The sequence below is a fragment of the Mesorhizobium sp. M1312 genome (assembly GCF_040318115.1).
In the GTDB taxonomy this organism is placed as follows: Bacteria; Pseudomonadota; Alphaproteobacteria; order Rhizobiales; family Rhizobiaceae; genus Mesorhizobium.
On the sequence record NZ_JAMYLQ010000013.1, the window covers coordinates 1 to 23,604 of the forward strand.

Sequence of the window (23,604 nt, forward strand, 5' to 3'; positions counted from 1 at the left end):
ACAACATCACGCCGGAGCAGGTGCGCGAGCTTATGCGCAAGCACGGCAGCGATCGGGCAACTCTGACCGAGTCCGCGAAGGCATTGCCGACTCAATGACCAAACTCTCCGACCTGGGGCCGCCGATCACTGGCACGCGACACGGCGAACCCTTGAACGATGAGCAGGAGCATTTCTATTTCTGCCCAACCTGCGGCCAGGCAGTTGATCGGCGCGATCTTCGACAGGTCATTTGGCACGAACAGCCTTGTCACACTCGATTGGAATTCGATTCATGAGGAGCGCGCAGGATCGAAGGCTGCCCATGAGGGGATTCGGTCCGATCCTCCACCGGACCTAAGTCTTATCTGTTCGCAAAACAGGCAAAGACGTATCGCCACGAGGAACCGCGGCTGCGCGCAGTCGTTGCTATGGTCCTTTCAACGTGCCGTTCGCTTGAACCCTGGTAGGAATACGGAATGGAAGACAATCAGAATCGTTTGTCGGTCGACGAGTATTACGAGGTAGAACATTTCGCGCGAGAGAATGGCATCTCGCCAAGCCAAGTCAGCAGGCTGATCAAAAAAAACGGTAATGATCGGTCAGCCCTGACAAAAGCCGCGAGGACGCTGCGGGAGCAGAAGTGAGATACCGGATATCGAGGCCATTGACTCGCAAAACCGCAATTCAATTAGCACGCGCTTAATAGTTCCGATTTTAACGAAACGTTGACCGCGCTGTCCTATTCTGGGACAGCGCGGTTAACCCCAAGGGCTGCGCAAGCGGCTCCGGCAATTCAGCACCCCGCCTCACTGCCGGAGCCGCTTCCACACTCCTCTAGAATACCAGCAATGGTTGAATCAACTGTTACCGCACGTGCTTTCCAGTGCGCTTTTCCAGTCGTTAAACTTTGATGGCACAGGCCTCGCCTTCACGGCTTGACGCTGAGACAGTCGATCTCAGCGAGGAAGCTTGAACGGCCAAGATAAAATCTGCAGCGCCAGGGCCGCCCTCAAGCTGGTTCGCGTGGCTATTGAACAGACCTGCCCAGCTGGTGTGTTGCCGAGTGAGGACATCAGTTTTATGCCAACGAGACGCCAGCCTTCGAGGCGAGCGCAACCCTGTCGTCGGGCGTAAGATCAGAAAGGCGGTCGTCGCCCGAAACGGGAGAATTCGCCTCTTTCGCCGACAGATCAGTGCCACCTTCAGCGCCGGTGGTTTCACCGTCACCGGCCTGCGCGGCAGGCACGGCGCCAAGCAGTTCGACAGCGCGGCCCGGGTCTTTGGCGATCATCGCCTGGGCGAGCGCCTTTGCCGTGTTGCTGCGCCAGGCAGTTTCGGCCGCTTGCCTGGCGACCGGGTTGCCCATCTTGCCGATGAAGTCGAACCCGCTCTGCCTGATCGCCGCGAACGCTGCGGTGTCGTCCGGGTCGCTCTGTGCGATGGCGCTTGTGTAGGAATCCTGCGCCTTGGACCATTCGGCCTGCTCATAGTCCTGGCGGCGCGCATATTGCTGTGCGGCCATGCGCGCCGAGCCAGCTTGCCTTAAAGCTTCTTTTTTTCTGATGAAGTTGGCGCGTTCGCTCTCCGGTACTTTCGGCACGGTGCTGTCGAATATCTTGTCGAACAGGCCGGACTTGACGACGCCGTCCGTGCGCGGGTCGACCTGGCCATACATGCTGTCATGCAGGCCGCGACCGTCGGCCGGCGCATTCTGGATCGCGTCATTCTCGGCCTGAGCGATCTGCCCGTTGAGCTCGCGGCCGATGACCTCGGCGTCGAACGCGTCCTGCTGCTCTTTCTGCTGCCGGAAACGCTCGGCGACCGCCGAGAGCTCGTCGCCAAAGCCTTGCATGGCGGTGCCGACCGGCGAGCCACCGGGATAGGAGACCACGCTGCCGGTGTCGAGCCGGCGTTGAGCAAGCTGGAGAGGTATGGTCGCCATCTAGTTGTTCCCTGCCCACGGGGCCCTGAGGGCCGAACTGCCGAAGATCACGGCGCGGGCGGGCGTCGCGCTGGCTGCCGTCATCTTGGTCGGATCGGAGATCTTGGAGAGGCCGCCAACGAGATTGTCGCCGGCCTTGAAGATCGAGGCAGCCACCGCCTGCTTGCCGGAAAAGCGCGAGATGGCGGCCTGCGTAGTCAGATTGTTCTGGCGCAGCTGCGAGCCGTACTGGATCGCCTTGATGTCGAGCTGGCCCTGCCTTGCATTGGCGGCCAGCACCTCGGTCGGAGAGCCTGCCATGCCGACGCCCGAGGCGCCGGCCTGGGCGCGCGCCTGCGCTTGCAGAAGATCCTGCTTGTGGCGTTCCTGGCCCTGCTCGAAGGCCGCGGCTTGCGCGTCGGCCCGCGCCTGCTGCTCATAGGCCTTGGCCTGATAGTCGGCCATCTGCTTCGACTGCTGGCCCTCGACCAGCGCCCCGCCGACCGAAAGAGCCGTGCCGATAAGGGCAAGTGTGCACATGGTCAGCCTCACTCGCTGGCGGCGGGAATGAATTTGCTTTTGACGCCTTTGACCGGCGCGCCGAGCGCCGGGCGCGCCTCGAGCGCGCCGCCGGGACTGAGGAAAGAGAGAAGCAGTCTGTCGGCCTGGATCGCTGGCCGGCTGAGACGGGCCGGTACAGCCGCGCGCGGCTTAGTCATGGCGGCGCGGCGGGTGATGGTCAGATTGATCTTGAGGTCGGCAACGCCGGCGGCATCGAACAGGCCGTTGGCGGTGGCAATGGCGCGGCTCAAGGAATCGGCCTCGAACAGCTCCTGGCGCAGCGTTCGATCAGCCGGTGGACGGTGCGCCATCGCTCGCCGAGGGAAGCGGCCTTGGACCTGATCTCGTCCCCCAGGGCGACGATGTCGGCCCGAGCTTCGCCTTGCGCAGCGGCGGCGCGGCGGCTGTCCGCCGCCTCGATGGTTTTCTCCAGCAGCGCGATCGCAGCGTTGCAGTCGTCTAGCGCGGCGCGCACCTCGCCCAAGTCGCCGTCGCCGAAGATCGCGCTGTCCTCGGCCTGTTCCAGTTCCTGTTTGCGGGCGGCAGCATTGTTGAGGTCGGTGTCGAGCAAGGCGATGACGGCAGCAAAATCGGCAGCCGTCCGCGCCCTGCCGAGATCTTCGGCATGGGGGATCGGGGTCACGGGAGGGTCCTTTTGGGAGGCAGAAATAGCCAAGGCCGCAGGGACAGCACCCCTCTCTGTCCTGCCGGACATCTCCCCCTCTAGGGGGAAGATTGGCAGTTCAGGCGTGGCGGCTATTCCTGCAACGTTTGGTGGTTGGCGAAAGCGGCAATGAGGGCCATCTCCCCCCTCGAGGGCCCTTGAGGGGGAAGATGGCCGGCGGGCCAGAGGGGTGGGCGGGAACGCTACGTTGGTGTTGAGGGCCTACGGCTCGGCATCGAACACCGGCGTGAACGCCCGGATGGTGCATGGTGTCGGGTTGACGTGGCGGATCTTCACTCTGCCCTGGCCTTCCCAGCTGTCGTCGATCGGCACCTCGACATTGCCGGTGAACAGATTGGCCATGCCATCGGGCGAGACGATCGAGGGGATACGGACCGGCTCCCACCGACCGCGCATCAACGACGTGATCTCCAGCCCGGTCGTATCGGTTTCCAACAGGGAGAGGATCACCGCCGCCACCTTCTTTCGACGTCCGACGATCGACCCGTCCTTGCCGCCGACATCAAGCTCCAGCGTGTCGGCGCCCGCCTCATAGGGTAGCCCGACCTGCCATTTGGCCGCCGTTGCCCCGCCGGGCAACGAAACCGCTCCAGCCGCCACGACAAGGCCCTTGTAGACCTTGCCATCCGCCAGAGCGTCGACGCTCTCGCCTTCGAGATGACCTAGGCCTGTGACCATCCCCACGGCCGCGCCGGTGTAGGTCAGGCCGCAATCGACTTCGAACGCGTCGGCGATCTCGCCGTATTCGAACGGAGTGGCCTTGATTTCGATAGTGCGCTTGGTGACTCCGCCGATGGTGCGCTTGACGAACAGCCAGAGGTCATCATTGCCATCCTGCCCCGGCGTGACCACGGCGCTTTCAACGATGCCCCAATTAGAACTGGAGAAAGTGCCGGCGATGCGATGCCGGTGCATGCCGCGGACTTCCTGCGAAGGCTGGTGCGTATAGCCGCCAAGTTCTCCGTTATCCAGCGGGAACCACAGCAGCGGATCGGGATCGGTCTGGAACGCCAGTTCAACGACACCCTTCTTCGGGATGTGCTCGGAAATCTGTCCGACATCATCCGACGTGAAGCGGCCGGTGGCGCTCTGGGTAAGTTCGGCGATCGATTTGCGGGAGCGCGTCACGTAAAGGAACGACTGCCCGGCATCCACCGGACGGACCTTGGCGCAGCCAAACGTGCGAGACCGACGGTTCTTGAAGGACGAAGGGGTCAGTGCTTCGTCGAGGCCCGAACCCGACAGCGCGCGGACCCCGCCAAGCGTTCCGATCAGCAGAGCACCATCGGAATCGGCGATCCACGTAATATCATTGGCCTGCCCGCCGCCGGCCTGGATAAATTCAAGAGCATCGTCGTGCCTTTCCCCAAGCGCGAAATTGTCGAAGTCGCCGGTCGCGGATGCGTAGACGGAGAACTTCCGGCTGAAGGCCAGGCGTTCCTCGTATAGGGAACCGCTCTGGACATACTTGCCGGGAACGAAAGTGCCGAGGCGCCAGCGGGCGATCGGGCTGAGATTGGGAAGCGCATGCCCATACAGCCTGACTTTGACCACAGTCGCGCTGGTGCGGCTCGTGATGCGCGCCCAGCGCCAGATGGCATCCGAGCCGAGCAGCCGAATGGCGCGGCCAACATCGCTGGTTTGGAAACCGGTGCCGTCATTGATGCCGACGATCGAGGACGCCGTGAGATCGAATGGCATCTGTGTATCGCCATCCTCATGCCATCCCATTTCCGCGATCGTAAGATTGGTGTCGTCCTCCGAACCGGTGATGTTCAGCCGATAGGACTGATAGGCCGTCTCATTCTGAAATTCGAAGAAGCGCACCTCGCTACGCGACCAACTTGTCTCTGCTGTCCTGCTGTCAAGCGAGATCGAGTTCGTGCCGTCGAAGGCCTGGAAATCCCATGCGATGGGTGCCTTTGTACCGCCAGTGGAGTTTGCCCGAAGCCAGTAGCCGTCACAAACCTTGGTCGCTGTACCGGCGAAGTCATAGGACAAAAAGCCGATGGTCGTGCCGAACGAAAGGTTTGACCCATTGTCCCGGTCAAACACCTTGTAGGCGTCGGCGGAGCCGCTGCTGTCGGCAGCAGTGCCGCTTGGAGCGGTATTGTTGGTCATAAGAGGATGGACGGCGCCGGTCTCGGCAGGCGCCATCGTAGTCGCGGTTGTGTTGATGTCGTCATAGGGGCCGTCGAGAAAGACGAACTCGGCCAGCGTCCATGTCGTGTGCGCCGTGCGGGTGAGAACCTGCGGCGGGTAATCCTCGTGGGTGATCCACATCTGGTCGGCGGATTGGACGAATTGCAGGTCGAACAGATCGGCTTCGAGATAGGGTGTCGGCACTTCCACCGTGCCGACCCGCGCGCCATAGGCATAGACGCGGATGTAGAGATCGCCGAATTCAAGCATGTAAGCCTGATCTGCCGAGAAGATGAACGGGATGCCGCGCGTCTTCTTCGACGAATCCTTGACCTCGCCGACGAAATACGACCCGCCGCGTTTGCGGATGCCGCCATGCGGCAAGGTGACGAAGTTCTCGCATTTGGAAAGCGCTGCTCGATAGAGATCGAGCGACGCGCGGGCGTGTAGCCGCGGCGAGATCTCGCCACGGGTGAAAACGTCCTGGACTGGATAGAGCGTCGTCATCAGCGCACAAACCTGATATCGCCGCGCTGGATCGCCCAGGACGACGTTGAAAGCCCGCCGCCACGCTGGATGGCGTTGGCGTGGAACGCCGCGTCGAGCGCCCGGTCATAGGCACCGGTGGCGATATCGATCATGCCCGACTTGTGGGTCAGCGGATGCGCGATCTTGATGGCGAGCGCTGCAACCAGCACTTCGGTGAACAGCGCGTCCCAGTCGTTCGGATCGGTCAGGTTGGCGATGTAGCGGATGAGGCGCGGCCCCGACTGGTCGCAATAGATCAGCCCGGCCTCCTGGCGCCACGCGATCGGCATTCCATCCGGCTCGCCATTATGGGTCAGCGGCAAAGGCCGCAGGCAGTCCACGGGCAACTCATAGGCAAAGTTCAGCGTGCCCGCGCCACTGCCGGTATCGGCCCCGGCGACGGCGGCCGCCAGGATTGCGAACACCCAGGCGTGTTTCGTCAGCTCCGCCTCGCGGGTCAGGTCGAAATGCAGGTTGAGCAGGCGGGCCGGTTTCACATCCTGGTCGAGGCTGTCGATCGGCGCCTCGTCGAGAACGCCAAGCGCCATGTTGGCGATGTCGAGCGGGGCAATGGCCATGGTTTAGGCCTCCGTCTGTGTGGGTCGGAAAAGCAGGGCATAGGCCCAACGGCAAAAGCCGCTTCGCAGCGGCTGAGGATTTGGCGATTTTTGCTTGAGCAAAACGCTCGCACGTCTCGTGCGTGGAAACCGCCGCGGGGCCAACCACCACCCGTCAGGAAGCGGGTGGCGTACGCGGCGTTGTCTGTCTCCTGTGCCCGTTCGAGCAAGGAAACGACGATAATATTGTGGCTATTGCAGTTTCACGATATCGCCGCGCAACGCGGCGATGACTTGCGGCCTGAATTCCTGCGGCATCAGCCGAAGCGTGCGCCCGTCGAGATCCGCCGCCCTGTTTCGGGCGACTTTGCAATGGCGCTTGCTTGCTGCTTTCCGGCACTTCTCGCCATCACCAAACCCCGGTCCAGGGCTTCCTGAAGACTTGTCGTATAGTAGGCGGTGTTTTCCAGACCGCTGAAAAAGTTTATGCGGTGAAGTTCACCCTTTTTGCTTATGACAATGCCCGCTTTTCGGAGCACTTCCTGAACTGCCTTGTATGTCATATTCATGGTTACCCCTCTTGCCAAGACAAAGCAGCATCGCTCATATCTGTAACCATTTGGTGACGGCGATTGATTAAAGTGCAACATGGATATGTTGCGAACCCCAAGTCTTGTTTCACTCTGGTGCAGCCCGGTGGGGAATTTGGGATTCGCCACATTGACGACCGGGCCTCCAGAAAGGGCGGGAGTTCTTCACCCCGCCCCTTTCCGGTCCGCTCAGAGAACTGTTTCGAAATTCGCTCTGGCGAGTCATATGGTGGTGGTTTCGAGAACCGGCGCGCAGCGGACATTAGAGCGCCGCGCGTCCAATTGGACGCGCAAAGGACGCTCCAACACTTGCATTTGCGCATGATCCTTTCCGGGAAACGAAATCGGTTTCCGGGGTCATGCGCTGGTCCGTGAGCACCGGAAGCGCAGAAAACGCCATCAGATGGCCGCCAGAGAGAGTTTCCAAACGGTCTCTCAGGCTTCGGTCGTCTTCAGCGCAATGAACGTCATGTTCTTGACGCTCGACGCCGTGCGGTCCCAGTTCGCCGCCAGCGCCAGCTCGGCGTCAGTGGCGAATTCGCCGGCCGAGGAGGCGTCGAGGAAGCGGGTGCCGGGCAAATGCGGAACGAAATGCCGGCGGGCGACCATTTCGGTGACGCCGCCGCCATGGCCCTGGCGCGGCTTGCGGTCGAACTCCAGCGGCCCGCCTTCGGTGTTGACCGGCAGCTCGTTCCACAGGATCGCCTTGTCCTTGAACATGAACGCCGTGTAGACGCCCGCCGCCACCGGGATGTCGTCGTCGTGTAACGCGCAAGATCAGATGGCATCAGCCGCCTAATCCTGGGAAAAGGTGATAATCGCCGGGAAGAGCCGCGAGAAGCCCGGAAAACAAGGCCTTGAGCGGTAATCGGCGGGGCCAGAAAGCCAGAAGGCCAGAAAGCGGCCGCGCAACTTCACTTGGCACCAAAACGGCCGGCGGCGCGAGACCGCGCAAGATCGGATGGCACCTAAACCGAGCCGCCTACCCAGCGAACCCGGCCGCCGATGATCAGCTCTGGCTGCTCGGCCAGCGGCACCTCCTCGGTCTCATAGTGAGCATTGTCGCTTTTCAGCAGCAGCACGCCGGAACGCAGCATTTGCAAGCGTTTGAGCCGCACCAAGCCGCCATAGACCAGGACGTAGATCGCCTCGTCGATAAACTCGCGGATTGAGATGTCGACGATCATCAGGTCGCCATCATTGATTGTTTCCCGCATCGAATCGCCCTGGGCGACCATGAGGCGGGCGTACTTCGGGCTGATACCTAACCGGCGCAGCCAATCCTCACGAAAAGCCACGATATCGGGCTCGCCATCATCATGAAAGGCCATGGTGCCCGCGCCGGCGCTCGGCCGGATGTCGAGTTTCGGAACCGCAAAGAAGCCTTCAGGCGCCTCGCCCGTCACCATCAATCCCGTGGCTGGCTCGCCAGCGCGCATCGGCCCTTTGCCAGTCGCAAGCCAGTCGAGCGTAGCGCCAGTGCCTTCTGCGATCTTAAGGAGCATGTCGAGACCCGGCATCGATCCGAGCTTCAGGTACTTTTGCACCATAGTGTTGGAAATCTCGACGCGCTGGGCGAACGCGTGAGGTGATTCGGCCCCCAGCGCCTGCCTGAAGCGGTCGGCGAAAGTCTCTTCGGTGGTCCCCAACGAACTCCGAACGCCGTTCGGAGTTCGGAGTTCAACGCCGTGATCTGAAAATACCATTTATTTTCCGATGCTTAGCAGTTCCGGACACAAAAGTGTCGAAAGACAAACTCCGAAGTGGAAACGACCGCCACCTAGGTTGCTTTTCCGACACCATCGTGCAACACTCGTCGCCACTAAAGTTGTTTCAAATTTGAACCCATCCGGCCTTCTGCGAAAGGTCGGAAGATCGGTGGAGCCGCCATGAACACGCCGCAGGTGTGGGACCGACACGCCATCAATGCCGAAATTCGGCGCCGTGGTATGACACTGACCGGGATCGCCATTGACGCAGGACTTTACTCCAGCGCCTGCAGGCAAGGCATCATCGGAATGAGCCGCCCTGGCGCGGAGGCCATCGCCGCCGCCTTGGACATCCCCTTCCGTACCCTTTTCCCGACCCTCTACACCCGTGGTCGTCATGACGAGGTCGAGACTACCAGCACGGCCCGTGAGTCTGGAAGTGCAAAAGTTGCACTCATTTTAGACACCGCATCCGGCGCGCCCTGAGGCCACTGTCTAACGCGATCGCATTCGCGGACAGCCGAAAGCCAATGAGGGACCTGCCGACGTGACACCGACCAAGATCAAGATTGCCGACATTAGGGTGCCTGCGAACCGGCGCCGGCTCGATCCCGCGTGGGTCGCGACGCTCATGGCAGACATGCAGACCGGAAACGGCCACATGGTGCCGATCGAGGTCGTCCCCGAGAAGACCGAAGGATATCAATACCGGTTGATTTTCGGTGGCCATCGTCTCGAAGCCGTTGCTCGCCTCGGGCGTACCGAGATCGACGCTTTCGTCAAAGACCCGAAAGAGGTCGGCACGGAGGCGCAGATCCGCAAGCGCGAGATCGCCGAGAACTTAATCCGTCGCCAGCTCTCTGTCCTCGATCGTTCGAAGGATATCGCCGACTGGCGGGACATCTACGATGCTGAGCACGGCACCGGGAAAACCGGCCGCAAGCGCAAGCCCCGCGACGAGGCCGAAGACGACGAGTTGAGTGCAAAGTTTGCACTCAATTTCTCAGAGGCTGCGCAGGCGGTGCTCGGCATTTCGCGCCGCAGCGTGTTCCATGCGCTGAAGATTGCCACCATCCCTGAACAGATCAGGCAGAGCATCTCGCTTCACGCGATCGCCAACAGCCAGACGGACCTTCTGCTGCTCGCCGCCGAGCCGACAGACCGGCAGGCCGAGATCGCCAACCTTTTGCTCGCCGAGCCCGCAGAGGTCTCGACTGTCGCTGACGCCATCGCGCTGCTCGACAAGGTGCCGGCGTCGTCCAAGGAGCCGCGCTGGCAGAAGCTGGCAGGCGATTTCTCCAAGATGAAGGCAAGCGAACAAGACCGGTTCTTCGAGCTGCACGAAGCGGCCATCCAACGGTGGCTGAAAGGCCGGCAGTCCTGATGGCCAAAACCCGCCGTGACCACCCGACACTCGATCTGTTCCGCGACTATCAGCCGGCCCCGGTGGTCGAGCGTTTTGACGCGGACGCGGTGCAGGCTTGGTCGCTGGCGGGCCGTTTGTCCAAAGCCGTGAGCCTCACCCTCAACGAAGCGAAAATGAGCCGCGCGGAAATCGCGAAGGCCATGTCCGAACACCTGAAGGACGAAGTGTCGAAGGCGACGCTCGACGCCTACGCCAGCCAGGCCAAGGAACAGCATTCAATCTCTGCCCTGCGGCTCGCCGCACTCGCGTCGGTCACTAGCGACGTGCGGGCACTCAACACCCTTCTGGAAGATGCCGGGATGATCGTCGTCCCCAAAAAATTCGAGGCGCTGATCATGCGGGAAATGGCCGACGAGGCCATCGAGCGGGCGACCCGAGACAGGCAGGCGTTCGACGCACAGTGGAAAGCAAAGCGATGAAAGGCTTTCACATGAGACGCGCATTTCTCGACCTCGCACAGGACTGTTTGTCGTTGCTGGCAATGGCCGCATTCGTCGGCTTTGCCACCTTCGGCAGCGCTGGCATTTCCGCTGCCGTGATTGCTTGGAGGCTCGGCCAATGAGCTTCCTCGCAATCGCCCTTGGCGGCGCTTCGCTCTACGCCGCATTTCTCTACGGGCTGCACGTATTTTTCACGCGCCAGCAAGGCGCTCGCATCGCGGCCGGCGCGGTGTTTCGTCGCCGCGTGCGCAAGCATGTCCATCGCGGAGGCATCTGGTCATGACCCCGCATCACTGTGCCATGCCGGAATGCCCCGACGTCGCCACCGGCATCTTCTGCCCCGATCACTACATCGCGCTGCCGCCAAAGCAGGCGCAGTGGCTGGTCCGCTGGCAAATCAAGATGATGCGGTGCGAGGACGCCGACACCAAGCAGCACATGCGCGAGCAGCTGCACGGCTACACGCAGGAAGCCGTGCGGACCCTTCAGAATTCCGGGGCGAAGTCCTCCCAAGCCGCTCCGGAGAGCGCCCGCCATCTAAGCCCCACTGCGGTGGCGGGCGCCAACCAACAGGCACACCCGAATGGCTGACGGCACGAACATCGAATGGACCGACGCTACGTGGAACCCGATCACCGGGTGCCAGGTCAAGTCACCGGGCTGCAAGTTCTGCTACGCGATGAAGCTCGCCGGCACGCGGTTGAAGCATCATCCGAGCCGCGAAGGCCTGACGATCGACACCAAGAACGGCCCGGTCTGGAACGGCCGCGTCCGGCTCAATCGCGCGTGGCTCGGACAGCCGAGGAAATGGACCAAGCCGCGCATGATCTTCGTCTGCGCGCATAGCGATCTGTTCTACGAGGAAGTGCCCGACGAGTGGATCGACTGGGTGTTTGTCGCCATGGCGCTGTCGCCCCAGCACATCTTCCAGGTGCTGACGAAACGGCCCGACCGGATGCTGCGGTACCTGAACGCCAGTAGCCGGCTCTACCAGGCCCACGAGCCCCTCAAGAACGTCTGGCTCGGAACCTCGGTCGAGGACCAGCTGCGTGCCGACGAGCGCCGCGCTCCGATGGCAGCTCTGGCCGAGCTCGGCTGGACGACATGGGTCAGCTACGAGCCCGCCATCGGCCAAGTCGACTGGACTGGGTGGGAGTTCCTCCGCTGGATGGTCTCCGGCGGCGAGAGCGGCGAGCACGCGCGGCCTTCATCGCCGAGCTGCCATCGGCAAGCCCGCGATTTCTGCGCGGCAAGCGCCATCCCCTACCTGTTCAAGCAGTGGGGCGCATTTAGGCCAGCCACCGAGGCCGAGTTGGTGGGCGGCAACCGTCGCGCGAAGCTCGTCGATAAGCGGAAGGAGTGTGGTTACTACTGCGATGAAGATGTCGGCCACGTCGACCACGGCGGCGAATGGATGGTGCGTGTCGGCAAGAAAAAAGCCGGCCGCGCGCTCGACGGCGTCATCCATGACGGCTTCCCGCAGGTGCCCGCATGAAAGACTGGCTGACCGCTCGCGAGATCGCCGCCGAGGCCCTGCCGGATATGCCGCGCACCGAGCGCGGCGTCCAGGTGCTTGCAGAGCGCGAGGGCTGGGCAGATCGTCTCACCCAGGCGCGGCCGCGTGCCGGTCGAGGCGGCGCCACCGAGTATCACGTCTCGCTGTTCCCGACGCTCGCCCAGGTCGCCTACCAACAGAAGCACGTCGTAATCCAACTGCCGGTGCAGCCTGCCAAGCCCGCGCCGGATACCAGCCTGACGGCGCGCGCGCAGAAGGAACGCGACGCACGCCTGGCGATCGTCGCCGCCTTCGAGAAGTTCAGTCGCAGCCTGCAGCTCGGCTATGCCACCCGCGTCCAGGTCTTCACCGACAAATACAACGCTGGCTCACTCAACATCGACGAGTGGGTGCGCGAAATCATCCCGAACCTGTCCAAGCGGTCGCTGGCCCGCTGGCAATCGCAAAAACGCGACGGCAAGGTCAACGCGCTCGGTCACGATCCAGCCCAGGCGCGCAAGGGGACCGGCATTCTCGAAACCGCCAATGACGGTGCGGTTAGCGCCTTCATGCTGGCGCTGATCGCGCAGCAGCCGCATTTGTCCGGCCACCATGTCCGCACCCTGTGCCGGTCGGAGTTCGGCGACGAATTGAAGGTGGTTTCAAAGGGCGTTGAAACGGTCATACCGATGCCGCCCGTCCGGACCTTCCAGCACGCACTGAAAGGCCTGAGGGAAAGCCACAAGGTCGAGCTGATCAAGCTTACGAACCCCGACCGCTATCGCTCGCACATGGCGCCCGCCGGCGTTGGCATGCTGCGCCACATCACAGAGCCGAACCAGCTCTGGCAGATCGACGCCTCGCCGGTCGATGCACTCTGCACGGACGGTCGGCATTCGATCTATGCCTGCATCGACATCGCCACCCGCCGTAGCATCTGGCTGCTGTCGCGGACGCCACGCGCCTCGGCCGTCGCACTGCTGATCCGCAAGGCGATCATCGCGTGGGGCGTGCCCGATGTCGTCAAGACCGACAACGGCTCCGACTTTGTCGCCCAGGACACGCAACGGCTGTTTGCGTCGCTCGGCATCGAGGCCGAGACGTCGGACGCCTACTCGCCCGAGCAGAAGGGCCATGTCGAGCGCGTCATCAAGACGTTCCAGCATGATGTCGGGCCGCTGCTGCCGGGCTTCGTCGGCCATTCGGTCACCGACCGCAAGGCGATCGAAAGCCGCAAGAGCTTTGCGCAGAGGCTCGGCGAGAGCGACGCGGAAGTCTTTGGCGTCACGCTCACAGGCCCGCAGCTGCAGAAGCACGTCGATGATTGGGCATCGACTGTCTATCAGCACAGGCCGCATGCCGGCCTGAAGAAGGCCACGCCGTTTGCCACTGCGCTCGCCTCGACAAAGGAACAACGCAAGGTCGACGAGCGCGCCCTGGACCTGCTGCTGATGCCAGTCGCCGGCTCCGATGGCCAGCGCATCGTGACCAAGCTCGGGATCCGCATCGACGGCTACCACTACATGACGCCGACCATCCTGCCTGGCACCGCGGTGTTCGTGCGGCAGGACCCGAACGATGCCGGCCGCGCCTATGCCTTCGCCCAGGACGGCGCCGAGTTCCTCGGTGACGCGATCTGCCCCGAGCTTTCCGGCATCCATCCCGAGACGTTGGTGCGCGCCGCCAAGGAGATCCGCAGCGAGCTGGTCAATGAACTAACCCGCGACCTGAAGGCGGACATGAAGAAAATCGCCAAGGGCGCGCCGCTGATCGAGCGCGCCCTGGAAGTCGCCCGTCGCGATGCGCCGAACGTCATCCCGCTGCCGAAGCGTGAACAGACCCACACCACGCCGCAGATCAGCGCCGCGATCGAGGCCCTCGGCGAGCGGCTTAATCCGACCCAGCCGCTCGACCCGCGCGCCGCCGCCGCCCATCGCCGGCTGATCGAGGAGATGACGCGGCAGGACGAGGCCGAGTTGTTTGCGCGAACGGACGCGAAGCTCCAGCGCCGGCAGGACGAGATCGAGGCGTTGCGCACGGCGCATCTGCCTAAGGACACCAATGTGGTCGCGCTGCCGGAAACGGCCAAGGAACGGTACCGGCGCGCCTTTTTCCTTCGCCAGCGCATCGAAGCCGAGGAGCCGGTGGTTGCTGCCGATGCCCATTGGCTCGGCGGCTACGAACACTCAGCCGAGTTCAAGGCCCACCAGGGCATGCACGAAGAATATGGGGACGCGTACCTGTCCTGAGTAACGGAAAAGCCCGGTCTGCAAACCGGGCTCTCCGACAGAACGGCCGCTAGAACGGCACAGCACAACGAGGAAAATGATGACAGAACCACTCAAAGTCAACCGGCCGGCGCCGCTGAAGAACGTCGCCGCGTTTTCGACCCTCCTCGCCAAGATGGTCGATCGCCACCCCGATGATCCGGGCCTCGCCGTCTTCTCCGGCCCGTCCGGCTGGGGCAAGACCAAATCCGGCATCTATGGCGCCAACAAATATCGGGCTGCCTATGTCGAATGCGGCCAGTTCACCTCGGCCCGCTCGCTGCTGATGCAGATCCTGATCGAGCTGGGCGAAACACGCCCGCGCGGCTCGATCGAGGATCTGAAGACCGATGCAATCATGCTGATGGTGGCCGACCCTCGTCGGCCGCTGATAATCGACGAGGCGCATTTCATCGCCAAGAAGCGCTTTGTCGACCTGCTGCGAGAGCTGTCTGACAAGTCCGGCGCCGCCGTCGTCCTGATCGGCGAGGAGATGCTTCCCAAATACCTCGAGGAGTTCGAGCGCGTGCACAACCGCGTGCTTGAATGGCTGGCGGCCGTGCCTTGTGACGCCGAGGACTTTGCCCTGCTCGCCGCCAGTCGCTGTTCCGGCATCGAGATCGCCAACGACCTGGCAGCCGCTATTCTCGACAAGACCAAGGGCAACACGCGTCGCATCGCCGTTAACCTGACCAAGGTTGTCGAGGCCAGCCAGATCCTCGGCGCCAGGCAGATCGACCTTGCCGCCTTCACCGGAGCGGTTGGCGCGATCTTCAGCACCCCGAAATTCACGCCGAGGAAGGTCGCGTGATGGGGCGGTCTATCGTCGACATGGTGGAGATCAGCATCGCCGTGCCGCGTGGCGAGGCCGGCTACTGGTCGATCATCCGCGATCTCGACCGTGACGGTCCCTGGACAGTGCGGCAGATTTGCCAACGGACGAATGTCAAAACTCAGGCAGTCGGCACATTTGTCCGCAAGCTCCGGCTCGCCGGCATTGCCCAGGTCGTCGACAAGCAAGCTTCAAACGAGGGCGCCCGCCGCGACAATCTCCCGGAAGCCGTGGTCTACCGTCTGGCCAAACGGCCTCTACTAGCGCCTCGGCTGACGCTGGACGGCAAGGTGCGGCCTGAGATGGCCATCGACCGTGTCTGGCGCGCCATCAAGATGTCCAAGGTGTTCAGCCTTGACGATATCAAAGAGAGTTGCCCTGACGTTCACCCGCGCGCAGCGGAGGCCTATCTCCGGGCGTTATGCAGGGCCGGCGTCGTTGTCGGGACGCCCAGAAGCTACCGGCTAGCGCGCAATCTCGGCCTCCAGGCACCGAAGATCCTTGCCACCAAGGTGGTGTTCGATCCGAACAGCAAGACCGTCATTGGCTGCCCCGTCGCCAACGAGGCGAAGCCATGAACCGGGGACCCATCAAGAACAGCAGGCCGGACGGCAAGTCTTTTGTCGAGAAGGCCATGGACGCCCACGGCTCGCCGCTGCCCGACTGGCTGGACGAGCTGGCCCGACTCGCCGACGCCCATGACCTCGGCGTCGCCGGCCAGCGCATCGGCTACTCCAGGTCGGCCGTCTCGACCATCATCAGCGGCAAGTATCTGGGCGACCTTGCTCGCGTCGAGCAGATGGTGCGCGGGGCTCTGATGTCGCTGGTGGTCGATTGCCCGGTCCTTGGCGAGATCGGCCGCGACCGCTGCCTCACCGAACAGAAGGAGCCGTTCCGCGCCACGTCGCGGCATCGCGCCCAGCTTTTCCATGCCTGCAAAACCTGCCCCCAAAGGAGAAAATAGCGATGGGCGTAAAGATGTCTCTAGAACTCTCGGACGGCCTGTTCGACTTGCGCCGCCTGGTTGCCGACTACGAGCACGAGGCGCGCGTTCTCGCGCCAGAGGACGCGCGCATCCTCGCCAGGTGCATCAAGGAACTCGGCATCAAGGCCCGCGAGATGGAAAACCGCCTCAGCCGCCTCCTCTGGAATGAGCAGGCGCGCGCGGAACACGCGGCCGAAGCCGAGCGGATCGCCGAAGCCGCCTGCCGGCCGGGGTCGAATGTGATGCTGTTCCCGGTCATCCCGCGTCCGTTTTCGGACGGCCAGCCGGGAGGTGCCGCATGAGCAGCCTTCAGGAAGCCGAGGCCCGCGCAGCAAAGATCGTCAAGCAACTGCTGCCGGTTCTTACGGCCGAGCTGATCAAGAAGCCGGAGCCCCGGCCACTGACGCCGCAGGAGCAGGCGATCATGATCGCTTGCGGCGAAGTCGGCCGCGCGATCGATCGCTACGATACGACCAAGTTCTCGAACACCGCAGCCGAGCGTCGGGCGCGAGCCACACTTGAGACCACTGCCCGAAACCTTCGCAAGCTCATCGACCTGCGGGAGGGCAAGCATGCCCGCAAGTGAGGCGCTTTTGGCGGCGGTTGCCAAGCTCGACATGATCGAGCTTTGCGGTCGCATCATTTCAAATCCCGAGCGCAATGCGCCCAGGGCGACGGCCGCCGAGGTGTTCGCCCTGGCGAAGGCCACCGAGGGTCTATGGGCGATCGCCCTTGAAGCCAGCCTGCTGGTTAGCGCACTCGAACGGTCGATGGTGCTCGGCGTCCGAGCCGAACGGGTGGACCTGCAGGTGGCCAACTTGCGCGACCTTCTCGCGTTCATGCCCAGCCCGATCCCGACATCAACAGGAGAATGACCATGCAAGCAGCAACTGAAACCCGCGCCACTGGCAAAGTGCTGGTTGGTGACAAGGCCTACATGCCCGACGCCAAGGGCAATCTCGTGCCGGTCGAAATGATCAAGGCGACCGAGATGCTGGAAGACGAAACGGTCCGCACGATCCTCGGCTACGCCACCGATCTTTCCGCGCAGATCGGCCGTTTCAAGGAACACACGTTCAACGACCTCGGCGCGTTCGAAGCGCTGCTCGCCCAGGAGTACGGCGCGACCAAGGGCGGCGCCAAGGGCAACAAGACTTTCATGACCTTCGACGGCATGAAGATGGTCAAGGTGCAGGTCGCCGACACGATCGACTTCGGCGCCCAGCTGCAGATCGCCAAGAGCCTGATCGACGAGTGCCTGACGGAATGGTCAGCCGACAGCCGGCCGGAAATCCGCGCCATCGTCACGCGTGCCTTCAACACGGACAAGGAAGGACAGATCAACCGCGCCGCGATCTTCATGCTGTTGCGGCTCGACATTGCCGACGAGCGCTGGCAACGGGCCATGGCGGCCATCCGCGACGCCATGCGCGTGGTTGGCTCGAAGATCTACGTCCGCTGCTATGAGCGTGACCGCCTCGACGCCGACTGGCGGGCGGTGACGATCGATCTGGCGAAGGCATGACGCCGATGACGCTCTGGATCGAAACCCTTGAGCGCCTTGTCGCGCTCGTCGAAGAGAAGCTGCTCGCCGCCCATCTTGCAACCGGCGATTATAGCCATGCCGACTATGACGGATGGCGCAAGCGCTCCAGCGCTGCCGAGGCCAAGTTGATCGCCTTCTTCACTGACGAGGAAGGCGCCCGGTTCAACAGCAGCACCGAGCACTCGGTCCGGATGGGCGGCATACGCGCCAGCTCGACCACCGGCACGATCGGCGCACTTCAGAACTGGCGCACTGCAGCCCGCAAAAAGATCGGGGCCCACGACGGATTCAACCCGCATGGCAGCGGCCCGGTGCCGATCGAACGAAAGGAGGCCTGAGAGATGGCGACCCAGCTCAGTGAAAAGCAGGCCCACGCGCTTGCTGCAGCCAGTCAGGCCAGCGAAGCCGTCGCCGAGTTGCTTCGATACGCTCGCGAGGGCGAATGGCTGAACTCGGAATTCCATCCTGACGTCGAGCCCCTGGAGAAGCTTTGCGACGCGGCCAAGCTGGCGGCCGAGATCCTTTCCGATGAACCCGATCCAGACGGCGACCGCAACCAGCTCGCGGGCGCACTGGAAAAGTTCCTTTCGGGGTGGGCATGATGGGCGTCCGCAAAGAAACACTCGGCTATGAGAGTCGCACGGCGGCGGTCTTGGCCTATCGCAAAGAGGGCCGTACGCGCGACTGGATCGCCCGGCAGATCGGCGTCGACGTCAAGACGGTCTCGGCCCTGGAATGCTCGGCACGCCGGCATCGTGAGAAGGCGCCCGACTTCGTCCGGCCGAGCTGCGGCTCGTTCCCGATCGGCGTGCGTGAGCGCCTCCGTCCTCACGCCAGGGCGAGAGACATCTCGGTCGACGCGCTGATCAGGCGACTGGTCGAGACGATAGCGCTCGGCAACCTTGTCGACGCCGTGCTCGACGACGCTGAGGAATTGGCGCCATGAGCACCATCTGGCTAAACCCCCAGTACGCCCGCATCCGAGACTATGGTGCGACCGTCAAAGGACCCAAGGCGATCGTGAGGGTCGAAATCGAGGTCAGTGAGCCTGGAGCACTCGGTTTTCTGCTTGAGGAACTGGCTCAGGCAAAAAACGAACTGGCCGCAGCTCGACAGACCCCTTCAAAGAAGGCTGCCAGCCGCTCCGAGCCGCCCGCAATCGAACGGGAGGCGATGCTCTCACTGCCATACTACGGAGGTGCGAAATGAAATCTGGGGACCTTCTCGTAGAACCTCTTAACCATCCCGCTGGTAGCCGCTGGACAGGCCAAAATTTCTCTTGGTGCCTCCAGCTTTTCGTGCCACTCGTCCGGCTGCTTCGCGAAAAAGGCGAAGCCGGGTTTGGAAGCCCGACATGGAGCGTCCTGGTCGGACGGCGCGGGAAGCCGAAAGGCTTGCCGTCTCCATGCGGTCTTCCAACCCGCGTTTGTCCGGCCACCAGGGCGGTCGGAAATCCCGTTCGGGGGGAAATATGTCTGGAAATTGGCAGCCGATTGATCGGCTGGATTCTGCCGTTCTTGCGCTTGAGGGGCTCGTCGACCTGGTCGCGTCTGCCCCTAAGGCTCAAGACGTTCAGCGCGAAAAGCTCTTCATGCTGGTTAGCCTCGTCACCGACGAAATCAAGCACTGCGCTGAGGCACTGCGGCGCGAGCAATGATGGCTTGTTCGGGGTCGCGTCATGAACGCGATCGCCGCCATCCACGTCGCCAATAAACAGCTCGGCCTGGACGAGGACACCGCCCGCGATCTCTACAATCGCGTGACGGGTAAGCGCAGCCTGCGGCAGATGAACGACCGCGAGCTGCAGCTCATCGTAACTGAGCAGCGCCGGCAGGGTTTCAAGCCGGCTGAAAAGGGCCTTCAAGGGCCATTCGCCAAGAAGCTCCAGGCGCTGTGGATCGCCGCCTGGAACCTCGGCATCGTCCGCGAACGGCACGATGCCGCGCTGCTCTCCTTCGTCAAGCGCCAAACCGGCATCGAGCACACCCGGTTCCTGCTCGACGCCGAGGACGCGGCCAAGGCTGTCGACGCGCTGAAAGCCTGGATGACGCGAGAGGCCGGCGTCGACTGGAGCCAAAGCGTCAACACGGCCGAATGGCTCCGGTCTCCAGGTGCACAGATTGCACTTGCCCAATGGCACCGCCTGAGCGTTGCGAAAGCCGTCGACCCGAAGGGCTTCCGCCAGTTCGTCTGGGACACCGCAAAGCCGCTCGACCAGATGGCCGACCGTGACTGGCCGGCGGTCATGAACGCGCTTGGCGAGCAGATCCGGAAGGTGCGCTGATGGTCGCCTATAGCTTCAAGGCGATGTTCGGCCCGCAGGTCTCGGGTCTCACCAAGCGGCACACCGTGCGCGCCGATCGCAAGCGGCATGCCCGACCGGGAGAGCTGGTGCAGCTCTATCAGGGCATGCGGACCCGCAACTGCATCAAACTTGTCGATCCCGACCCGATTTGCGTCCGCGTCCGGCCGATCGCCATCGTCACCACATGGCTGCTGGAGGAGTTCATCGCCTCGATCGTCATTGACGGCCGGTCGCTCCATCGCGACGAAATCGAGGCCTTCGCAGCCGCCGACGGCTTCGGCATCGAGCATGTTGGCGACTGCCGTATGAAGCAGATCGGTCGCGTCGGCTCTGCACGTTGGAATATGGGCGCCTTTTGGAATGCCGAGCATGGCCAGGGTCTGTTCGAAGGCAAGCTGATCGAATGGGAGCCAGCATGAGCATGCGTCGTCGTCACACAGGGCGGGTCAAGATCGACTTCGCCAAGATCGAGACATTGGCGGCCTCGGAACTGGCGGCAAGCGCGCTTGCCGCAGCCAAGGGATGCGACTGGACGCTAACGAAGCACTCCGCCCTCTACCGCTGCCGCAACGGCCTCTACACGCTCTGCCTAATCTGGCATGGGCCGAACCGCGAGACGCTCACCACGACCATGCGCAACCTGCGGCTGGAGGTTGCGTGAGCGACGAGCTGCGATCCGCTGAACTGCTGGGCCTCTTGGGCAAGGATGATTTCCTTCGCCTGGTCGAAGCCTTCGGCGGAACGCGGCTCTACGTGCCGCGATCCGGTGATACGACTGCCATTGCCAAGATGCTCGGCACCGCAGCGGCCAACAGGCTCGGCAACCGCTACTCCGGCACCTATCTTCGAGTGCCTCTTGCACGAGACCATCGCGCGCGGCACTATCGCAGCCTCGGTCACTCAAACGCCGACATCGCCCGGCGCCTCGGGATGACGGAAACCGGCGTGGACAAGCTGTTCAGCCGAATGCCGGCCAAGCCCGCCAAGGGCAGCTGCGACCCGCGCCAAATCGACCTCTTCTCCAGCAACTGACAGACCGCCCGCCATGGCGGGCATGATTGCCGCCTGCCGCCAAAGGCATGGTGTTGCGAAATGGCCGGGGCATCTCCCGGCCGATTTCACAGGCGGGCTCTACGATGACCATCCCCGGCGGCTGGCTGCCAGACGCGACCATTCAGCGGGTGATCCTTCACTGGACGGCCGGCGCCCACAAGGCGACCGATTTCGACCGGAAACACTATCATCTACTGATCGAGGACGACGGCAAGCTGATCCGTGGCATTCCGTCGATCGACCTCAATTCGCTGCCCAGGGCAAAGGCCGGCTATGCCGCGCACACGCTGAACTGCAATACCGGCTCGATCGGCGTCTCAATGTGCGCGATGGCGGGCGCGATCGAGCGGCCGTTTAAAGCCGGTTCGCAGCCCCTTACGAAGGCTCAGTGGGATGCCGCCTCCACGGTCGTCGCTGAACTTTGCCGCCGCTACACAATCCCCGTAGGGCCAAAGACCGTGCTTTCGCATGCGGAAGTCCAGGCCAACCTCGGCATTCAGCAGCGCGGCAAATGGGACATCGCCAAGCTGCCGTTCGATCCCGCTTTCGACACGGCGCGCGAGTGCGGCGACCGCTTCCGGGCCGAGGTGAAAGCGAAACTTTGATGCCGCTTGTCCAGAAGAGCCGCCGTTTCTCGAAAGGCTTGGTCATCGCCAACTGCGCCTTGGCCTGGGCGGCGGTGTTTGCCTCGATCGTCTATGCGCAGGCCGCTTACGTTGCTGCGACGGCGATCGGCCTCATCCTGGCAGTGAGCGGCGCCTACATGGGCATCGGCCATATGGATCTGAGGCAGATCGTCCGCGCCATGGTGGCCGGACAGTCCCCCACATCTTTGTCAGTGACAGACGGCGGCGAGCCAGCCGAGCCGTTCAGCGAGGCGAACGTACAATGATTGATCCGCGCATCTTCTGGTCAAGCTTCGTGGGCTCGGCATCGGGCACCGGGGCGGTGTTCGTCCTGGTGAGCGTGGTTCTGCTTTGGTGGTGGTTGGCGCAATGAGCGGCGCAGCGATCGGCCTCTTCTTGAAGAGATGGGTGCTGCCGGTGCTGACGTTCGGCATCACGCTGCCGGTGTGGTTCTTTCTCGCCGCCGGGATCTGGCTCTGCTTCGACAAAGCCTCGGCCGTGCGCCAGGCGGTCGACAAGGCCGTGACGGAACTCGTGGCCGGTGCCAGGCTAGACGCGCTCAATGCCGAGCTGGTCGAACAGCGTCGGCTGCGCGCCTGGAGCGACGGCAAGGCCGACGAGGCCAGCAAGATGGCGACTGATGAACGGGCGGCCCGCGTCCACCTGGAAACCACGCTCACACTTACCGACACCGAAAAAAGGAAAGCGGAAGATGAACTCGCCGTGCTTCAAGCCCGCGTTGACGGCCTTGTTGATCAGCAGCTGCTTGACAGCCTGCACAACCGATAAGGCCGCCCTGGGCAAAGCCTATGCCGACAAGGCAAAGGCCAGCGTAGTCGTAGAGGCGTTGACGCAAGCCGATCGCGCGGTCGCGGAAGCGCGGCGCATGCCCGACTATCCTTCGGAGTGCCGCCGCCACCACCGCAGCGGCATCAAGCTCGGCGATAAGCTCGGCGTTGCCAACAAGAAGGCTGATATCGCCTTGGGCAATGCCAACGACCAGATCGACGGTTGCGCCGGCTGGTATGACGAGCGCAAGGCCGCGAGGGAGCCGAAATGACGGCCGGCAACGCAGCCATCGACTTGGCCGAGCGGCGCGTCGAGCAGGAGTGTGCCGCCGGCGTCGCTCGCATCCAGGCGGCGATCCGGGAGCAATACGCCGCCGTCGAGGTTTCGCCGTTCTGCGACTGCGGCGAGCGTATCCCGGATGCCCGGCGTCACGCGGTCCCGAACTGCACCAGGTGCATCGACTGCGAAACCTTCATCGAACGACAGAGCCGGAGACGAGCCTGATGGACATTACGCCCTTGATGCCCTGGCTGGTCGCCATCTCCACAATCCTATCGCTGGGAACGACGGTGTTCACCTTGGTGACATCCGGCGCCAAGAAGACGGCTACCGATCTGTCGACGCACAAGAAAGAGACCGGCGAACGCTATGCCGAGCTGGAGAAGACGCTGGACGGCCATGGCGCTCGCATCCAGTCGATCGAAAGCGAAATGAAGCATCTGCCCGATGCGACGGCTTTCATGGATCTGCGGCTCGCGGTGTCCGAGATCAAGGGCGATGCGGGCAAGCAGGCCGAGGTGGTCAATGGCATCGCCCGCACCGTCCACCGCATGGAGAACTTCTTGCTATCAGGATCGAAGAGCGAATGACCGATTTCGACGCCTACCTGACCTACGATGCCCGGCTGGTCATCCTGCGGGAACTGAACAAGCAGACCGACGGTCGCCTCAACGAGGCGCTGCTGACGAAGACGCTCGACACATTCGGTCACAACCGCTCGCGAGAGTGGGTCCGCACGCAACTGCGCAAGCTCGACGAGTTGGGCGCGGTGAAGGTGACTGAGGTCGGCACCTTCATGGTCGCGGCCATCACGCGCGCCGGCGTCGACCATGTGGAACGCCGCGCGATCATCGAAGGCGTGGCCCGACCCTCGCCGGAGGCCTGAC

At 63.1% G+C, this 23,604-nt stretch carries 40 protein-coding genes; 31 read left to right on the forward strand and 9 right to left on the reverse strand.

Annotated features, from left to right (window positions below):
* The first annotated feature begins 457 nt into the window (after positions 1-457).
* Positions 458-625: a DUF3606 domain-containing protein gene (locus NKH36_RS16465; protein ID WP_352963273.1), complete on the forward strand. Its 168-nt coding sequence runs from the start codon at positions 458-460 to the stop codon at positions 623-625.
* A gap of 434 nt (positions 626-1,059) precedes the next feature.
* Here NKH36_RS16465 and NKH36_RS16470 read toward each other — a convergent pair whose 3' ends face one another.
* The 9 genes from NKH36_RS16470 to NKH36_RS16510 all read right to left on the reverse strand — a co-directional run bounded on the left by NKH36_RS16470 (position 1,060) and on the right by NKH36_RS16510 (position 8,614).
* On the reverse strand, positions 1,060-1,923 hold the full coding sequence (locus NKH36_RS16470; RefSeq protein ID WP_352963274.1) for a hypothetical protein: 864 nt from the start codon (positions 1,921-1,923) through the stop codon (positions 1,060-1,062).
* A complete protein-coding gene (locus NKH36_RS16475; protein WP_352963276.1) occupies positions 1,924-2,442 on the reverse strand; it encodes a hypothetical protein in 519 nt (172 codons plus the stop codon).
* 8 nt (positions 2,443-2,450) lie between these two features.
* Complete coding sequence (locus NKH36_RS16480) at positions 2,451-2,714, reverse strand: hypothetical protein (protein WP_352963278.1); 264 nt, start codon at positions 2,712-2,714, stop codon at positions 2,451-2,453.
* Positions 2,711-3,106: a hypothetical protein gene (locus NKH36_RS16485; RefSeq protein ID WP_352963280.1), complete on the reverse strand. Its 396-nt coding sequence runs from the start codon at positions 3,104-3,106 to the stop codon at positions 2,711-2,713. Before NKH36_RS16485 ends, NKH36_RS16480 begins: the two co-directional genes overlap by 4 nt.
* A gap of 243 nt (positions 3,107-3,349) precedes the next feature.
* Complete coding sequence (locus NKH36_RS16490; RefSeq protein ID WP_352963283.1) at positions 3,350-5,797, reverse strand: phage tail protein; 2,448 nt, start codon at positions 5,795-5,797, stop codon at positions 3,350-3,352.
* Positions 5,797-6,396 carry a phage connector family protein gene (locus tag NKH36_RS16495; RefSeq protein WP_352963284.1) on the reverse strand — a complete coding sequence of 200 codons (600 nt, stop codon included), beginning with the start codon at positions 6,394-6,396 and terminating at the stop codon, positions 5,797-5,799. Before NKH36_RS16495 ends, NKH36_RS16490 begins: the two co-directional genes overlap by 1 nt.
* Positions 6,397-6,692: 296 nt before the next feature.
* Entirely contained in the window at positions 6,693-6,944 is a 252-nt protein-coding gene (locus NKH36_RS16500; protein ID WP_352963286.1) for a hypothetical protein, read from the reverse strand.
* 456 nt (positions 6,945-7,400) lie between these two features.
* Entirely contained in the window at positions 7,401-7,712 is a 312-nt protein-coding gene (locus NKH36_RS16505) for a hypothetical protein (RefSeq protein ID WP_352963288.1), read from the reverse strand.
* A 221-nt stretch (positions 7,713-7,933) separates the two neighbouring features.
* The gene (locus NKH36_RS16510; protein ID WP_352963290.1) at positions 7,934-8,614 is read right to left on the reverse strand and encodes a LexA family transcriptional regulator; all 681 of its coding nucleotides are present in this window, start codon (positions 8,612-8,614) and stop codon (positions 7,934-7,936) included.
* Between the two features lie 240 nt (positions 8,615-8,854).
* Between NKH36_RS16510 and NKH36_RS16515 the strand changes: the two genes are divergently transcribed.
* The 30 genes from NKH36_RS16515 (at position 8,855) to NKH36_RS16660 (ending at position 23,603) form a co-directional block, all read left to right on the forward strand.
* The gene (locus NKH36_RS16515; RefSeq protein ID WP_292672563.1) at positions 8,855-9,160 is read left to right on the forward strand and encodes a helix-turn-helix domain-containing protein; all 306 of its coding nucleotides are present in this window, start codon (positions 8,855-8,857) and stop codon (positions 9,158-9,160) included.
* Between the two features lie 61 nt (positions 9,161-9,221).
* Positions 9,222-10,058 (forward strand): ParB/RepB/Spo0J family partition protein, encoded by an 837-nt coding sequence (locus tag NKH36_RS16520; RefSeq protein WP_352963291.1) that lies wholly within the window; start codon positions 9,222-9,224, stop codon positions 10,056-10,058.
* The gene (locus tag NKH36_RS16525; protein WP_287151708.1) at positions 10,058-10,519 is read left to right on the forward strand and encodes a hypothetical protein; all 462 of its coding nucleotides are present in this window, start codon (positions 10,058-10,060) and stop codon (positions 10,517-10,519) included. Before NKH36_RS16520 ends, NKH36_RS16525 begins: the two co-directional genes overlap by 1 nt.
* A 139-nt stretch (positions 10,520-10,658) precedes the next feature.
* A complete protein-coding gene (locus NKH36_RS16530) occupies positions 10,659-10,823 on the forward strand; it encodes a hypothetical protein (RefSeq protein ID WP_352963292.1) in 165 nt (54 codons plus the stop codon).
* Positions 10,820-11,131 (forward strand): hypothetical protein, encoded by a 312-nt coding sequence (locus NKH36_RS16535; RefSeq protein WP_352963295.1) that lies wholly within the window; start codon positions 10,820-10,822, stop codon positions 11,129-11,131. Before NKH36_RS16530 ends, NKH36_RS16535 begins: the two co-directional genes overlap by 4 nt.
* Positions 11,124-12,035: a phage Gp37/Gp68 family protein gene (locus NKH36_RS16540; RefSeq protein WP_352963297.1), complete on the forward strand. Its 912-nt coding sequence runs from the start codon at positions 11,124-11,126 to the stop codon at positions 12,033-12,035. Before NKH36_RS16535 ends, NKH36_RS16540 begins: the two co-directional genes overlap by 8 nt.
* Positions 12,032-14,284: a DDE-type integrase/transposase/recombinase gene (locus tag NKH36_RS16545; protein WP_352963299.1), complete on the forward strand. Its 2,253-nt coding sequence runs from the start codon at positions 12,032-12,034 to the stop codon at positions 14,282-14,284. The genes NKH36_RS16540 and NKH36_RS16545 overlap by 4 nt, the downstream gene beginning before the upstream one ends.
* A gap of 79 nt (positions 14,285-14,363) precedes the next feature.
* Positions 14,364-15,113 carry an AAA family ATPase gene (locus tag NKH36_RS16550; protein WP_352963301.1) on the forward strand — a complete coding sequence of 250 codons (750 nt, stop codon included), beginning with the start codon at positions 14,364-14,366 and terminating at the stop codon, positions 15,111-15,113.
* The gene (locus tag NKH36_RS16555; RefSeq protein WP_352963303.1) at positions 15,110-15,712 is read left to right on the forward strand and encodes a MarR family transcriptional regulator; all 603 of its coding nucleotides are present in this window, start codon (positions 15,110-15,112) and stop codon (positions 15,710-15,712) included. Before NKH36_RS16550 ends, NKH36_RS16555 begins: the two co-directional genes overlap by 4 nt.
* Complete coding sequence (locus NKH36_RS16560) at positions 15,709-16,098, forward strand: transcriptional regulator (RefSeq protein ID WP_352963305.1); 390 nt, start codon at positions 15,709-15,711, stop codon at positions 16,096-16,098. Before NKH36_RS16555 ends, NKH36_RS16560 begins: the two co-directional genes overlap by 4 nt.
* A gap of 2 nt (positions 16,099-16,100) precedes the next feature.
* Positions 16,101-16,421, forward strand: coding sequence for a hypothetical protein (locus tag NKH36_RS16565; RefSeq protein ID WP_352963307.1), 321 nt, complete (start codon positions 16,101-16,103; stop codon positions 16,419-16,421).
* Positions 16,418-16,705: a hypothetical protein gene (locus tag NKH36_RS16570; RefSeq protein ID WP_352963309.1), complete on the forward strand. Its 288-nt coding sequence runs from the start codon at positions 16,418-16,420 to the stop codon at positions 16,703-16,705. Before NKH36_RS16565 ends, NKH36_RS16570 begins: the two co-directional genes overlap by 4 nt.
* Entirely contained in the window at positions 16,692-16,994 is a 303-nt protein-coding gene (locus tag NKH36_RS16575) for a hypothetical protein (protein ID WP_352963310.1), read from the forward strand. The genes NKH36_RS16570 and NKH36_RS16575 overlap by 14 nt, the downstream gene beginning before the upstream one ends.
* A gap of 2 nt (positions 16,995-16,996) precedes the next feature.
* Positions 16,997-17,644, forward strand: a complete 648-nt coding sequence (locus NKH36_RS16580) for a DUF3164 family protein (RefSeq protein ID WP_352963311.1) — start codon at positions 16,997-16,999, stop codon at positions 17,642-17,644.
* Positions 17,641-18,003, forward strand: coding sequence for a hypothetical protein (locus NKH36_RS16585; RefSeq protein ID WP_352963312.1), 363 nt, complete (start codon positions 17,641-17,643; stop codon positions 18,001-18,003). The genes NKH36_RS16580 and NKH36_RS16585 overlap by 4 nt, the downstream gene beginning before the upstream one ends.
* Positions 18,004-18,006: 3 nt before the next feature.
* The gene (locus tag NKH36_RS16590) at positions 18,007-18,267 is read left to right on the forward strand and encodes a hypothetical protein (protein ID WP_287093171.1); all 261 of its coding nucleotides are present in this window, start codon (positions 18,007-18,009) and stop codon (positions 18,265-18,267) included.
* Entirely contained in the window at positions 18,267-18,611 is a 345-nt protein-coding gene (locus NKH36_RS16595; protein ID WP_352963314.1) for a hypothetical protein, read from the forward strand. The genes NKH36_RS16590 and NKH36_RS16595 overlap by 1 nt, the downstream gene beginning before the upstream one ends.
* Positions 18,608-18,874 (forward strand): hypothetical protein, encoded by a 267-nt coding sequence (locus NKH36_RS16600; RefSeq protein WP_292672598.1) that lies wholly within the window; start codon positions 18,608-18,610, stop codon positions 18,872-18,874. The genes NKH36_RS16595 and NKH36_RS16600 overlap by 4 nt, the downstream gene beginning before the upstream one ends.
* A 262-nt stretch (positions 18,875-19,136) precedes the next feature.
* Positions 19,137-19,322: a hypothetical protein gene (locus tag NKH36_RS16605; RefSeq protein WP_292672600.1), complete on the forward strand. Its 186-nt coding sequence runs from the start codon at positions 19,137-19,139 to the stop codon at positions 19,320-19,322.
* Positions 19,323-19,343: 21 nt separating this feature from the next.
* Positions 19,344-19,949 carry a phage protein GemA/Gp16 family protein gene (locus tag NKH36_RS16610; protein WP_352963316.1) on the forward strand — a complete coding sequence of 202 codons (606 nt, stop codon included), beginning with the start codon at positions 19,344-19,346 and terminating at the stop codon, positions 19,947-19,949.
* Positions 19,949-20,389, forward strand: a complete 441-nt coding sequence (locus NKH36_RS16615) for an ASCH domain-containing protein (RefSeq protein ID WP_352963318.1) — start codon at positions 19,949-19,951, stop codon at positions 20,387-20,389. The genes NKH36_RS16610 and NKH36_RS16615 overlap by 1 nt, the downstream gene beginning before the upstream one ends.
* Complete coding sequence (locus tag NKH36_RS16620; RefSeq protein WP_287093177.1) at positions 20,386-20,631, forward strand: hypothetical protein; 246 nt, start codon at positions 20,386-20,388, stop codon at positions 20,629-20,631. The genes NKH36_RS16615 and NKH36_RS16620 overlap by 4 nt, the downstream gene beginning before the upstream one ends.
* Positions 20,628-21,002 carry a hypothetical protein gene (locus NKH36_RS16625; RefSeq protein ID WP_352963320.1) on the forward strand — a complete coding sequence of 125 codons (375 nt, stop codon included), beginning with the start codon at positions 20,628-20,630 and terminating at the stop codon, positions 21,000-21,002. The genes NKH36_RS16620 and NKH36_RS16625 overlap by 4 nt, the downstream gene beginning before the upstream one ends.
* Positions 21,003-21,106: 104 nt before the next feature.
* Positions 21,107-21,628, forward strand: a complete 522-nt coding sequence (locus NKH36_RS16630; RefSeq protein WP_352963323.1) for a peptidoglycan recognition protein family protein — start codon at positions 21,107-21,109, stop codon at positions 21,626-21,628.
* Positions 21,628-21,915, forward strand: coding sequence for a hypothetical protein (locus NKH36_RS16635; protein WP_292672615.1), 288 nt, complete (start codon positions 21,628-21,630; stop codon positions 21,913-21,915). The genes NKH36_RS16630 and NKH36_RS16635 overlap by 1 nt, the downstream gene beginning before the upstream one ends.
* 103 nt (positions 21,916-22,018) lie before the next feature.
* The gene (locus NKH36_RS16640; RefSeq protein ID WP_352963325.1) at positions 22,019-22,438 is read left to right on the forward strand and encodes a hypothetical protein; all 420 of its coding nucleotides are present in this window, start codon (positions 22,019-22,021) and stop codon (positions 22,436-22,438) included.
* Positions 22,416-22,709, forward strand: a complete 294-nt coding sequence (locus tag NKH36_RS16645) for a hypothetical protein (RefSeq protein WP_352963327.1) — start codon at positions 22,416-22,418, stop codon at positions 22,707-22,709. Before NKH36_RS16640 ends, NKH36_RS16645 begins: the two co-directional genes overlap by 23 nt.
* On the forward strand, positions 22,706-22,942 hold the full coding sequence (locus NKH36_RS16650; RefSeq protein WP_352963330.1) for a TraR/DksA C4-type zinc finger protein: 237 nt from the start codon (positions 22,706-22,708) through the stop codon (positions 22,940-22,942). Before NKH36_RS16645 ends, NKH36_RS16650 begins: the two co-directional genes overlap by 4 nt.
* On the forward strand, positions 22,942-23,307 hold the full coding sequence (locus NKH36_RS16655; RefSeq protein WP_292672623.1) for a DUF2730 family protein: 366 nt from the start codon (positions 22,942-22,944) through the stop codon (positions 23,305-23,307). Before NKH36_RS16650 ends, NKH36_RS16655 begins: the two co-directional genes overlap by 1 nt.
* Entirely contained in the window at positions 23,304-23,603 is a 300-nt protein-coding gene (locus NKH36_RS16660) for a VpaChn25_0724 family phage protein (RefSeq protein ID WP_292672625.1), read from the forward strand. Before NKH36_RS16655 ends, NKH36_RS16660 begins: the two co-directional genes overlap by 4 nt.
* Position 23,604 lies beyond the last annotated feature (1 nt).